11 protein-coding genes are annotated in these 12,202 nt (G+C 71.2%); 4 read left to right on the top strand and 7 right to left on the bottom strand.

All coding sequences use genetic code 11. The features are described 5' to 3' along the window. Positions 1-90: 90 nt before the first annotated feature. The 3 genes from AB0G47_RS20530 to AB0G47_RS20540 all read right to left on the bottom strand — a co-directional run bounded on the left by AB0G47_RS20530 (position 91) and on the right by AB0G47_RS20540 (position 3,535). Positions 91-882 carry a polyprenol monophosphomannose synthase gene (locus AB0G47_RS20530; RefSeq protein ID WP_360771723.1) on the bottom strand — a complete coding sequence of 264 codons (792 nt, stop codon included), beginning with the start codon at positions 880-882 and terminating at the stop codon, positions 91-93. A 489-nt stretch (positions 883-1,371) separates the two neighbouring features. Next, the gene (locus AB0G47_RS20535) at positions 1,372-3,015 is read right to left on the bottom strand and encodes an amidohydrolase (protein WP_360771726.1); all 1,644 of its coding nucleotides are present in this window, start codon (positions 3,013-3,015) and stop codon (positions 1,372-1,374) included. Between the two features lie 79 nt (positions 3,016-3,094). Next, complete coding sequence (locus tag AB0G47_RS20540) at positions 3,095-3,535, bottom strand: Lrp/AsnC family transcriptional regulator (protein WP_030789227.1); 441 nt, start codon at positions 3,533-3,535, stop codon at positions 3,095-3,097. 199 nt (positions 3,536-3,734) lie between these two features. Between AB0G47_RS20540 and AB0G47_RS20545 the strand changes: the two genes are divergently transcribed. Next, positions 3,735-4,196 (top strand): hypothetical protein, encoded by a 462-nt coding sequence (locus AB0G47_RS20545; RefSeq protein ID WP_360771729.1) that lies wholly within the window; start codon positions 3,735-3,737, stop codon positions 4,194-4,196. Positions 4,197-4,200: 4 nt separating this feature from the next. Here the strand turns inward: AB0G47_RS20545 and AB0G47_RS20550 are convergent, their stop codons facing one another. The 3 genes from AB0G47_RS20550 to AB0G47_RS20560 all read right to left on the bottom strand — a co-directional run bounded on the left by AB0G47_RS20550 (position 4,201) and on the right by AB0G47_RS20560 (position 8,166). Further along, on the bottom strand, positions 4,201-5,292 hold the full coding sequence (locus AB0G47_RS20550; RefSeq protein ID WP_360771732.1) for a phosphotransferase family protein: 1,092 nt from the start codon (positions 5,290-5,292) through the stop codon (positions 4,201-4,203). Between the two features lie 29 nt (positions 5,293-5,321). After that, entirely contained in the window at positions 5,322-6,449 is a 1,128-nt protein-coding gene (locus AB0G47_RS20555) for a hypothetical protein (protein ID WP_360771735.1), read from the bottom strand. A 544-nt stretch (positions 6,450-6,993) separates the two neighbouring features. Next, entirely contained in the window at positions 6,994-8,166 is a 1,173-nt protein-coding gene (locus AB0G47_RS20560) for an acyl-CoA dehydrogenase family protein (protein WP_360771738.1), read from the bottom strand. 370 nt (positions 8,167-8,536) lie between these two features. Here AB0G47_RS20560 and AB0G47_RS20565 point away from each other — a divergent pair, with 370 nt between their 5' ends. Then, entirely contained in the window at positions 8,537-9,790 is a 1,254-nt protein-coding gene (locus AB0G47_RS20565) for a glycoside hydrolase family 18 protein (RefSeq protein WP_360771740.1), read from the top strand. A gap of 54 nt (positions 9,791-9,844) precedes the next feature. Here the strand turns inward: AB0G47_RS20565 and AB0G47_RS20570 are convergent, their stop codons facing one another. Then, a complete protein-coding gene (locus tag AB0G47_RS20570) occupies positions 9,845-10,432 on the bottom strand; it encodes a TetR/AcrR family transcriptional regulator (RefSeq protein WP_360771743.1) in 588 nt (195 codons plus the stop codon). Positions 10,433-10,609: 177 nt separating this feature from the next. Here AB0G47_RS20570 and AB0G47_RS20575 point away from each other — a divergent pair, with 177 nt between their 5' ends. Further along, the gene (locus AB0G47_RS20575; RefSeq protein WP_360771746.1) at positions 10,610-11,224 is read left to right on the top strand and encodes a DUF6230 family protein; all 615 of its coding nucleotides are present in this window, start codon (positions 10,610-10,612) and stop codon (positions 11,222-11,224) included. Positions 11,225-11,295: 71 nt separating this feature from the next. Further along, positions 11,296-12,192: a DUF6114 domain-containing protein gene (locus tag AB0G47_RS20580; protein WP_360772407.1), complete on the top strand. Its 897-nt coding sequence runs from the start codon at positions 11,296-11,298 to the stop codon at positions 12,190-12,192. The last annotated feature ends 10 nt before the right edge of the window (positions 12,193-12,202 follow it).

Consider the following 12,202-nt stretch of genomic DNA (forward strand, 5'->3'; position numbering starts at 1 on the left):
GCTCGGCGCGGGGGCGACCAAGGAGCTGACCGGCACCGACCACCTCTCACTGCCCCCGCACCGGCCCCCTGCAGGGGGCCGGTGCGGGCCTCAGCGGGGCTTGCGGCCCGTGACGCGGCCGACGCGCTCGCCCACGCCCCACGCCGTGACGCGCCAGAGCGCCTCGGCGACGATGTCCTGGCTCATCTTGCTGTCGCCGTGTTCGCGCTCGATGAACGTGATCGGCACCTCGACGACGTGGTACCCGGCCTTGATGGCCCGGCGGGCCAGGTCGACCTGGAAGCAGTAGCCCTGCGAGGCGACCTCGTCGAGGCCGATGCCTTCGAGGGTCTCGCGGCGGAACGCGCGATAGCCGCCGGTGATGTCGCGCAGCGGCACGTCGAGCATCAGCCGGGAGTAGGTGCTGCCGCCGCGGGAGATGAACTCGCGGTACTTGGGCCAGTTGACGATCCGGCCGCCCGGCACCCAGCGCGAGCCGAGGACGAGGTCGGCGCCCTTGAGGGCGGTGAGCAGCCGGGGCAGCTCCTCGGGCTGGTGGGAGCCGTCGGCGTCCATCTCGATGATCACGCCGTAGTCGTGGTCGAGACCCCACCGGAAGCCCGCGAGGTAGGCGGCTCCGAGGCCTTCCTTGCCCTTGCGGTGCAGTACGTGCACCTGGTCGTCGTCGGCCGCGAGCTCGTCGGCGATCTTGCCGGTGCCGTCGGGGCTGTTGTCGTCGGCGACGAGGATGTGCACATCGGGCACGGCGGCCCGGACACGGCCGACGATGGACTGGATGTTCTCCGCCTCGTTGTAGGTCGGAATGATCACCAAGGCCATGCCGAGCGGGCCGAACTGCCTCCCCTGGTCACCGGTTTCGGAGACCCCACCGCCGTCGTTCACTACTGCCCCTTCGTTCGTACGCAGAGGACCACCATAGTGGCCGCGTCCTGAGTGGCCACGGCGGCACGGGCAGATGAACGGAGTACTGCGGATCGGGGCCCGGCACCCTTCGGGCCGACCTGGGGCCCGCTGGCTGCGGGTCGACCGAGAGCCGTTGTCTACTGAGCGTCCGGGCCCCACCCGGGTCACACCCGCCGACTCGGTGGAACGTTCCCTCGCGTCCGCGGCGCAGGCGCTGGACCTGGCTCCCAGTGGTGGTGCGCCGGTGCGGCACACCTCCCATGGCCCAGCGGCGTTCGACGGCTGCGTGGAGGTTCCCCGGTCGGACGTCCTGTGGTGGACCCGGCCGAACCTACCGGCCGACGGCTGCGTTCTGTCAATAGCCGTTTGACCTGGGCCGTTTGGAGAGACAGCCAGGTCAGTGCGGCGGATGCGCAGGTCGCGGGAGGCGGCGAAGGACCGCGATCGGCCGTACACACCGCCGGGACATCACTCGTCCGGCCGCACGAAGACCGGCTGCCCGAACACGACCGTGCGCAGGCAGACGGGCAGCTCGGCCCCCGGCGTCAGATCGGGCAGTCCCGGCGTTCCGGAGCGCGGGTCGGTGGACCAGCGGGCGACGCGGTCGTCGGGCGCCTGGACGACCAGGTCGTCGGTGCGCCACACGGCGTAGTCGGCGGGTGCGCCCGGCACCAGGACGCCCGCGTCGTCCCGGCCGATGGCCCGCCAGCCGCCGCGGGTGTGGGCGGTGAACGCGGCACGTACGGAGACGCGGTGTTCGAGGGTGCGGTGGAAGGCGGCGGCGCGGACGGTGCCCCAGGGGTCGAGCGGGGTGACGGGGCTGTCCGAGCCGAAGGCGAGCGGGACGCCGGTGCGCAGCAGGGCGGCGTACGGGTTGAGGGTGCGGGCCCGCTCGGCGCCGAGGCGCTGGACGTACATGCCGTCGTCACCGCCCCACAAGGCGTCGAAGGCGGGCTGCACGGAGGCGGTGAGGCCCAGTTCGGCGAAGGCGGCGATCGTCTCGGGGGTGAGCATCTCGGCGTGTTCGACGCGGTGCCTGGCGGCGCGGACGCGGGGCAGGCCGACCTTCTCGGATGCGGCGCGGATGCCCTCGACGACGGCGGTCATCGCGGCGTCGCCGATGGCGTGGAAGCCGGCCTGGACGCCGGCCTCGGTGCAGGCGATGACGTGCGCGGCGACGGCGGCGGCGTCCAGGTAGGCGGTGCCGGTGTGGGCGGCGTCGGCGTACGGCTCGTGCAGGCAGGCGGTGTGCGAGCCGAGGGCGCCGTCGACGAAGAGGTCGCCCGCGGCGCCGACCGCACCCAGTTCCTTTGCACGGGCGATGCCTTCCGCGCCCTGCTCGGCCCAGTAGCCGACGACGCGCGGCCCGGCCTCGCCCGCGGCCAGGCGGAGCAGTCCGGTCAGGTCGTCCTCGCCGGAGATGTCGGGTCCCGCGCACTCGTGCACGGAGCCGATGCCGAGCGAGGCGGCGCGCCGCAGGGCCGCACGCTGGGCATCGGTGCGCTGCTGCGGGGTGAGCGCGCCGAGGGCGGCGGCGCGCACCGCGTGGTGGGCGTCGGCGGTCAGCGGGGCGTCCGCCTGGAAGCCGGTTCGCCCGGTGACGCCGGGGACGAGGTCGAGCAGCGCGGTGGTGACGACCGCCGAGTGGACGTCGATGCGGGAGAGATAGAGGGGGCGGCCGCCGGTCGCCTCGTCGAGCTCCGCGCGGGTGGGCGGGCGGCCGCCGGGCCAGCGGGCGGCGTCCCAGCCGTGGCCGAGCAGGACGCGGTCGTGCGGGCGCGCGGCGGTGTGTCCGCGGACGAGGGCGAGCGCCTCGTCGAGGGAGCGCGCACCCGTCAGGTCGAGTCCCGTCAGGGCGAGGCCGGTTGCGGTCGTGTGCACATGCGCATCGGTGAACGCCGGGGTGACGAGGGCTCCCTCCAGGTCGACGATCTCGTCCACGCCGTCGGCGAACGCGTCGGCTGCCCCTTCGGATCCCACCCAGGCGACGTGCCCGCGTTCGACGACCATCGCCGTGGCGAACGGGTCGGCGGGGCTGTGGACGTCTCCGCCGCGCAGCAGCACGGTGCGGTGACCCTGAGGGGGGTTCTGGGGGGCGGTGCTCTCCATCATGGGACCAGTCTGGCCCCTGCCGGTGCGCGCCCCGCACAGGGGGCGCCCGCGGCCTTCTCGGACTGCGCCCGCGGCTGTCTCAGACCTGCGGGGGCCGTGCCTCGTACGGGGTGGAGAGCACGACCGTCGTCCGCGTCGAGACGCCGGCCAGGGCGCGCAGCCGGCTCAGCAGGTGCTCCAGCTCCAGGGGCGTCGCCACGCGCACCTTGAGGATGTAGTTCTCGTCGCCCGCCACGCTGTGGCACGCCTCGATCTCCGGGACGCCGGCGAGGCGTTCGGCGATGTCGTCGGGCGCGCTGGGGTCGAAGGGCTTCACCGAGATGAAGGCCGTCAGCGGCAGCCCGACCGCTTCGGGGTCCACGACCGCGGCGTAGCCACGGATGACACCGCGCTGCTCCAGGCGGCGTACCCGCTGGTGCACGGCCGATGTGGACAGGCCCGTGGCCTTGCCCAAGTCGGTGTAGCTCATCCGCCCGTCCTTGACGAGCAGCTGCACGATCTGTCGGTCCAGCTCCTCCATGCGCCGAACCTACAGGGCTCTTGATCCCTCCGGATACCTGAGAGCCGAGGTCGGACACCTTCTTCCGGCATGTGACGAACGCCACATGCCTGTGACTGTGTCCAAAGGGATGCCACGATTACCTCTACGACGGGACGGGAAGTGCTTGCTGTGGTCGAGGCCGCAGCGCCTTCTCGGCCCACCCAAGGGGGAGATTCCCATGCAGAACTTGAAGCGCCCCGGTCGCTCTGCCCGCAGCAAGCAGCAGCGCTCCGACGAATCCGCGTCCGCCCTCGCATCGGAGGGCGTCGAACCGGGTTCCGAACCGGCCGAGCACGGCGCGGACTTCGACGCGTACGACACCTTCGAGATGTACCGCGTGACCTGCCCGGACTGCGCGCAGCCGATCGCGCTCCTGGCCGACGAGGACGTACTGCCCGAGCACGCGCTGTGCCCCACTCCGTGGAACCCGTTCGGGCTCACGGTCTGCGCGGGCACGGGCCGCGCGGCGGCCGACGCTGCGCCCGCCGACGAGTCGATGGATGCTCAGGAGCAGGACACCGCCCTGCTGTTGACGCTCCCTCAGGGACTCGACTGGCGGACGCAGCCCTTCTCGCACGTCGGCGGCCAGGGCTCGCGCCCGCTGAGCGTGCCCCGGCAGATCCGGCGCTCGGCCGCCTGAGCGTTCACCAGTAGCTGCCCTGCACCATGGCCGCCAGGCTGGCGTGGTGCAGGATCAGCATGTCCGGATCCTCGGGGACCGCGGCCTCGCCGAAGTGCACCTGGCGGTAGGCGACACGGAGCATCACGATGGCGTGCCGCAGCGCCGCGTACAGCGTGTGGAAGTCCATGGACCGCGGTGTGTGGCCCGTCAGTTGGGCGTAGCGCTCCTCGATGCGGTCCCGGCGCAGGAAGTCGGGCAGGCCGTCCTGCCCGAAGCTCACCGTCAGGTCCTGGAAGAAGCGGTGCAGATAGACCAGCCAGCCGAGGTCGACCTCGCGGGGTGCGAGCGCCGCCATCTCCCAGTCGAGTACGGCCGCGGGTTCGAAGCCGTCGTAGATGACGTTGCCGATGCGCGCGTCACCCCAGTTGAGGACGGCGTCGCCCTCTTCGTCGGGCCACATTTCATCGAGCCGGTCGAAGGCGCTCTCGATGAGCGGTGAGCGCGGCAGGCCGTCGACCACCCAGGCGTAGTAGGCGCGTTGGGCGGCGACGTGCCGGCGCAGCGGGCTGCCCTCGCCCGGCAGTGCGAGGAACTGGGCCTCCTCGACCGGCACTTGGTCGTGCAGGCGGGCGACCAGGCCGATCGACGCCTCCTCCAGGTGAGCGCGTTCGGCGTCGCTCGCCGCGTGCAGCCAATTCCCCTCGTACGTATAGGGCATGACGTCCGGCGGCACGCGGCCCTCGACCCGCTCCATGACGAAGAAGGGTGCGCCCAGCGGCCCCGGGTCCTCCTCCAGCCAGAGCACGCGCGGCACCGGCAGATCGGTGCGCTCGGCGACCAGGCGCATCGTGCGGTGCTGGCGCGGCAGGTCGTAGACCGGGAAGATCGTGTACGCGGCCGGGTCCGCTGCCACGCGCAACGCGCAGGCCCGCAGCGGCGGTTCGGGGTGCTCGATGTCGAAGAGCAGGGTCTCGCTCGACATGCCGTTGGACTCGGGGACCCGAACGCCGGTGGCCTTGGCGCCGGGCAGCCGCGTGGCGAGCCAGGCGGTGAGGCGGCGGGCCAGCTCCTCGGGGTCGCGGGTGGTGGTACGGGGGCGGGGTGCTGTGGCCATCGCGGAGCTCCTCTCCTTGGCTGCGGATCTCAGGGGGCGACGGAGTCGAAGCCGGTGAAGCCGCTCGGGTCGTGGCGGCCGAAGCTGCCGTGCTCGAAAATGCCGTACCCCGTCTGCCCGTTGAGGGTGAAACGGGCGGCATGGTCGATGACTCCGTACGCGGCCATGGGGTGCGCGGCGGGGTCCGACAGGTCGTAGGCGCGCCGGTCGCTCCAGCCGCGCCCCTGCCAGGTGCCGTGCTGCCAGTCGTCCGCCGGCGGATAGCCGGCGCCCACGGCGAGCGGCAGGGAGGCGAGGACCTCGACGCCGAGCTCCAGGGGCTTGCGGCCGTCGGGGTCGGTCAGGTGGATGACGGCGCGCTCGGGGTGGCGGGTGCCGGGGCGGTAGGTGATGTCGGCCTGGGGCCAGCCGAGTTGGCGGTCGCGGTGGCCTTCGCGGACGAGTGTCGCCTCGTTGAGGGTGCGGTGGCCGTCCGCGTCCTCCTGGGTGATGACCATGAGGAAACGGTCGTCGAAGCGCACCGGGCTCCAGATCCAGTGGAAGCCCTCGGTGCCGAACTCCTCCTCCAGACGCCCGCGTTCCTCGCCGGGTATCGGCCGCACGCCCCAGCTCCGGTCTCGGGTCGCGGTCCACTCCCCCGCCGTCACCGCGATCTCCTTGCCCCCGATGCGGATCTGCCCGGAGCAGCCGCCCGCCTGGACGAAGCGGCGCCCTTCGAGGGAGAGCCGGTCGCCGCGCCGCTGGATGTGGTGGGGCTCCCACAGGGCGGGGAAGCTCGCGGACCAAGTGATGTCGTACGAAAGGGAGTCGGGGTCACCGGGATCGGCGGCGCACCTCAGGCGCAGGCGTCGCAGCGGCTCCTCGACGGTGATGCCGAGCGGGCCGACGGAGAGGTTCATCCGGTCGTCGCCGAGCGCGTCCGATGCGCGTACGGCGTGCAGCGTATCCCCGGTGCGCAGGGTGGCGTAGGCGTCGATCACCCCGACGTTCGGGTAGACGCCGAGCCCGAGGATGAGGAGCGCGCGGCCCTTGTGGTCGAAGAGGTGGAAGATACAGCGGTCGTAGGCGTTGCGGTCGCCGGTCGCGACGTGCTTCATCGAGAGCGGGACCTGGTGGATCGGGTACTCGTCGAGCGGAACGGGACGGTCCTCTGCCACGGCAAACCTCCCTGGGCGCACGGCAGTTGCGAGTGCGCGGGGCAGGTCAACGGCCCCCGGCGCGGAGTTGACGGTACGTCAGACCGCGTGACGGAGCCAGACACGTGTCAGCCCGCGTTCACCGGGCCGCCCGCTCCGTGCGCCCGCACATCACCGCACACGGGCATGTCGCGAACTGAGGCTCGATTCCACCGGCGGTGACCTGTCCGGCTCGGTGCGCGTTGGCCCGGTATGACCACCCCCACCCCGATGCCCGCCACCCTCCCGCCGACCGGCCGCCGCAGGCGCCCCCTCCTTACGGCCCCCGCACCCCCCGCAGAATCGGTTCCCCGATACTCCCAGCGCCCCCAGTCACCGCAGCACCCTCAGCCGCCCCACCGCACCCAATCCCCCCAGCCGCCACAGCCACCCCAGCCGCAGCTGCCGGACCCGCCCATCTACCGCGCCATGGTCCGGAACTGGGCCGAGCGCGGCAAGACGCTGCCGGGGCGCCACGACCCGGAGTGGGTCCGGCTCGCGGCGCCGCCGGTCAGGCGGGGGCAGTTCAGCGCGAGTCGGGACCCGCGAGGTGACGGGCGATGACCATCCGCTGGATCTGATTGGTGCCCTCGACGATCTGCAGCACCTTGGCCTCGCGCATGAAGCGCTCCACCGGGAAGTCGGCGGTGTAGCCATAGCCGCCGAGCACCTGCACGGCGTCCGTCGTGACCTTCATCGCGGCGTCCGTGCACAGCAGCTTGGCCATGGCCGCCTGCTTGGAGAACGGCCTGCCCGCGTCGCGCAGCCTGGCGGCGGCGAGATAGAGCGCCCGGCCCGCCTCGATCTGCGTCGCCATGTCCGCGAGCATGAACCGAAGGCCCTGGAAGTCCGCGATCGGCCGGCCGAACTGCCGCCGCTCGGTGGCGTACGACAGCGCCGCGTCCAGCGCCGCCTGGGCCACGCCGACGGCACAGGCCGCGATGCCGAGCCGCCCCGAGTCGAGCGCGGACAGCGCGATCGCGAAGCCCTGGCCCTCCTCGCCGATGCGGCGGGCGTCGGACACCCGTACCCCGTCGAAGTTGATCTGGGCGGTGGGCGAGCCCTTCATGCCCATCTTCTTCTCCGGCACCGCCGCGTTCAGGCCCTCGGCGTCGCCCGGCACCAGGAACGCGGAGATGCCGCGCGCCCCCTCGCCGCCGGTGCGGGCCAGGACGGTGTAGAAGTCGGCGACCCCGCCGTGCGTGATCCACGCCTTCGTTCCGGTGAGCACCCAGTCGTCGCCTTCGCGCACGGCCTTGGTCCGCAGGGAAGCCGCGTCCGAACCCGACGCGGGCTCGGAGAGGCAGTACGCCCCGAGCAGTCCGCCGCCGAGCATCGCGGGCAGGTGCTCGCTCTGCTGCTCCTTGGTGCCGTAGCCGGCGAGCGCGTGGCAGGACAGGGAGTGGACGCTGACGCCGAGGCCGACGGTGAGCCTGGCCGCGGCGAGCTCCTCGAGGACCTGCAGATACACCTCGTACGGCTGGTCGCCGCCGCCGAATTCCGAGTCGTACGGAAGACCGAGCAGTCCGGAATCGGACAGGAGGGTGAAGACCTCGCGCGGGAAGTGCCCGGCGTCCTCTTCCTCGGCCGCGTCCGGGGCGATCTCGCGCTGGGCGATGTCCCGGACCAGTGAGAGCAGATCCCTGGCCTCATCCGTGGGCAGCTGACGGTCCACCGGCTGCGGGGCGTGGTCGGGCATGACGCTCTCCTCCCTGTCGGGCGCTGCGGCGGGCGCCACCAGGGTGAGGCGACGCCGCCGGGAAACGATGCCGGGCCGGGGTCTCCTTCCGGGTCACGGAAGCGGCTGACCAGCGGCTGTGGCGCGTTGAGTATGCCCGATCGGCGGCAGCCAGTCACTGGTTAACGACCGCTTACTCAAAAGATAGCCGAAGATCACAGGCGATCACGGACGATCGCGGGCGATCACCGGATTGGTACGAACCATTGACCGCACTGGTCTAGTCCTCCTACTGTTCCCCCGAGCGTCTTAACGCGTTCATGCCAAGACGCCCACGCAGGTCCACAGCACCACTTCCCCCCTCCCTGTTTCCCCCCCACGAGGAGACACGATGCTCAGACCGCACACCCCCCGCGCCCGGTTCAAGGCGCTCATCGCCACCACTTGTTGCGCCGTACTCGGCGCGGGTCTGCTGGCCGGCGCGGGCACGGCCGCCGCCGGACAGGACAAGGACTCCGCGACGGAGGCGACGAAGGCCGCCGCCGGTTCCAAGGTCGTCGGATACTTCACCGAATGGGGTGTCTACGACCGGAACTACCACGTCAAGAACGTCAAGACGTCCGGCTCGGCCGCCAAGCTCACGCACATCAACTACGCCTTCGGCAATGTCCAGGGCGGCAAGTGCACCATGGGCGACGCCTATGCGGCGACCGACAAGGCGTACACCGCCGACCAGTCGGTGGACGGCGTCGCCGACACCTGGGACCAGGAGCTGCGCGGCAACTTCAACCAGCTGCGCAAGCTGAAGAAGGAGAACCCGAACCTGAAGGTCCTCTGGTCCTTCGGCGGCTGGACCTGGTCGGGCGGCTTCACCGAGGCCGCGAAGAACCCCGAGGCCTTCGCCCAGTCCTGCTACGACCTGGTCGAGAACTCCAAGTGGGCCGATGTCTTCGACGGCATCGACATCGACTGGGAGTACCCCAACGCCTGCGGTCTGACCTGTGACACCAGCGGGCGCGAGGCGTACAAGAACCTGATGTCCGCGGTCCGTTCGAAGTTCGGCAGCGGCAATCTCGTGACCGCGGCCATCCCGGCGGACGCGTCGGACGGCGGCAAGATCGACGCCGCCGACTACGCGGGCGCGGCCCAGTACGTCGACTGGTACAACCCGATGACGTACGACTTCTTCGGCGCCTGGGACGCGCAGGGCCCGACCGCCCCGCACTCGCCGCTCACCTCGTACAGCGGCATCCCCAAGGAGTCCTGGAACTCCGACGCCACGATCAAGAAGCTGAAGGCGCTCGGCGTCCCGTCCGAGAAGCTGCTTCTCGGGATCGGCTTCTACGGCCGCGGCTGGACGGGCGTCACGCAGAAGGAGCCCGGCGGCACCGCGACCGGACCGGCGGCGGGCAAGTACGAGCAGGGCATCGACGACTACAAGGAACTCAAAGCCAAGTGCCCGGCCAACGGCACGGTCGGCGGGACCGCGTACGCGCACTGCGGCACCAACTGGTGGAGCTACGACACCCCGGCGACCATCGCGGGGAAGATGGACTACAAGAACCAGCAGGGCCTCGGCGGCACGTTCTTCTGGGAGCTCAGCGGAGACACGTCCGACGGTGAGTTGATCAAGTCCATCAACTGACCGTTCGCACGGGGGATTCGGGGCGGGAGCCGGTCGGCGGCTCCCGCCCCGTCCTCATGGCCGCGCCGGCGCCGGAAACGCCGGCTCGAAGTCCTCGATGACGCGCAGTGTGTCACCGAGGGTGCGGACGAGCAGGTCGCAGACCGTCTCGCGGGCCAGCTCCCGGTGGCCGATCCAGTCGAGCGTGATGCCCTCGGCGCTGCACAGCCAGCCGAGCAGCGCGGTGCGCGCGAGCCGCGGGATGTCGCTGCGGCCGTACGCCCCTGCGGCGATCGTGGCGATCAGCGCCTCGCGCACACCGTCCCGTATGGCGTGCACCTCGGCGTCGAAGCCGACGCCGCCACTGATGATGGTGCGGTAGGCGGCCTGGTGGTGCTCGGCGTAGCGCAGATAGCCGTCGATGGTGCGCTGCACCCGGTCGACGGGCGGCAGGTCGTCGTGGCGTCCGGCGCGCGCGACCAGGTCGGCGACGGAGTCCTCGATGATCGCGAGGTAGTACCCGCGCTTGGACTTGAAGTAGTAGTAGATCAGCCCTTTGGCGACGCCCGCCTGCTTCGCGATGTCGTCCATCGACAGGGCGTCATAGGACGTGTCGGCAAACAACTTCCGGCCGATGGTGATGAGTTCGGCGCGGCGCGCCACGGAGCGGTCGGTGCCACGCTGTTGACTATTATTCAATTTCGGCCCTAGTCTCCAACTGCCTCGGGATGTCCGCAGTATGGCAGAACCGTGCCACCTGCCGGTTCGGCTCCCGACGGCGCTTCACGCACTCCCCTTACGCACGCCTGTGCACGCGGAACGACGTACGGGAGGAAGACAGTGGGCGCAGCACGCAGCGCGGTACGCGAAGGCAGAACTTCCTGGAAGAAGACGGCCGTTGTGGCCCTGCCGGCCGTCCTGGCCGTCGGCGCGATGGCCTCCGTGATGGCCGAGGGCGCGCTCGCCGCGTCCTTCGCCGTCTCGGGCACCAGCTTCCAGGTCTCGTCGGGGAAACTCACCAGCCAGGGCCTTTCCTCCTACGTACAGACCGACCGGGACATCGACGGCAAGGGGCACCCGGTGGCGCTCCTCGGGATCGGTGACGCGACGCTGTCCGACATCTGCCAGGCCGCCGAGGTCAAGACCCCGGTGGGCACGGTGGTGTTCAAGCTGACCGCGGGCGGCGATGCGGGCCAGGTCACGGCGAGCAATCTGGTGATCGACGGCGAGGACCTGGAGGGCGACGCCCGCTTCGGCACGGCCCAGATCGGCCGGGACGCCTCCACGCTCGACGAGGTGCCCGGGGTCAAGGGCGAGAAGGGGAAGTTCGGCCTGCAGGCCGGAGACATCACCGTGTCCGGCGTGAAGTCGCACGCCTGGTCGGCGACCGGCGGGAACTTCCGGCTCAAGGGCATGAAGCTCGACGTCAGCGTCGGCGGCAAGAAGTGCTTCTGACCGGCGGCCGAAGAGCCGGGGTCAAGGCGTTCACGCGGGACGGCGGCGGCTGGCTCGATCAGCGGCTTCCGCTGCGGGAGCCGCGCCGGGTGCTGCGCCGCTGGCGGCGGACCCGCCCCTTCTGGGGCGGTCTGCTGCTGATCCTGGGCGGCGCCGAGCTGCTGCTCGTGCCGCTCTCGCCGCTGACCGTCCTGGTCAGCCTGGGGCTCGGCGGGCTCGCCGCGATCGGCATCGGGCTCGCGCTCATCGCGGCTGGGATCTTTCTGTGGCTGCTTCCGCACGCCCACCACTATGTGAGCGTCAACGCCCTGATTCTGTCGGTGCTTTCGTTCGCGGCCACCAATCTCGGCGGGTTCCTGGTGGGCATGGTGCTCGGCATCGCCGGCAGCGCCATGGGCTTCGGCTGGACGCCGGTCCCGGAGGGCGACGAGGAGTCGCCCGAGGTGCCGAAGGTGCGGGACGGGCAGGGCACGCGGACGCTCGCCGTGCTCCTTCCCGTGCTGATCCTCGCCGGGATCACGAGCGGGAGCCCGGCCAAGGCGGCTCCCGGGGACGCGATCGTGGCGCCGAGCACGCCGCCGACCGTCACCACGACGCTCTTCGCACCACAGGGCTTCACCTTGGCCGGCGTACGCGAGATCCCCACGGCCGAGGGCCCGTTGAAGGTCATGGTGCTGCGGATGAAGGCCGCCTCGCTCACCGACTACCGGCTGAAGACCCGTGACGGGAACCGTGAACTCGCCCTGGGCGCCGACACCTTGGACCTCAGCGGCTCGGTCACGCTCTATCTGACCAAGTTCAAGGGCTGCCTGGAGGGGCTGCTCTGTCTGACCTTCACGCCCGACAAGCTGCCGGTGCCGCCCGTCGTGCCGCCGTTCGTCTTCATGACGGACGTGAGCGCCGAACAGGCCCTGGTCACATCGGACTTGATCGTCACGGACGGGCTCACCTTGAAGGCGAGCCCATGACGGCGGAGGC

Origin of the sequence: Streptomyces sp. NPDC021622, from assembly GCF_040640795.1 — a bacterium.
Lineage (GTDB): Bacteria > Actinomycetota > Actinomycetes > Streptomycetales > Streptomycetaceae > Streptomyces.

Coding starts and splice junctions, on each gene's coding strand:
- AB0G47_RS20535 (WP_360771726.1), bottom strand. CDS start 3,015: ATGATGGAGAGCACCGCCCCCCAGAACCCCCCTCAGGGTCACCGCACC.
- AB0G47_RS20540 (WP_030789227.1), bottom strand. CDS start 3,535: ATGGAGGAGCTGGACCGACAGATCGTGCAGCTGCTCGTCAAGGACGGG.
- AB0G47_RS20545 (WP_360771729.1), top strand. CDS start 3,735: ATGCAGAACTTGAAGCGCCCCGGTCGCTCTGCCCGCAGCAAGCAGCAG.
- AB0G47_RS20550 (WP_360771732.1), bottom strand. CDS start 5,292: ATGGCCACAGCACCCCGCCCCCGTACCACCACCCGCGACCCCGAGGAG.
- AB0G47_RS20560 (WP_360771738.1), bottom strand. CDS start 8,166: ATGCCCGACCACGCCCCGCAGCCGGTGGACCGTCAGCTGCCCACGGAT.
- AB0G47_RS20565 (WP_360771740.1), top strand. CDS start 8,537: ATGCTCAGACCGCACACCCCCCGCGCCCGGTTCAAGGCGCTCATCGCC.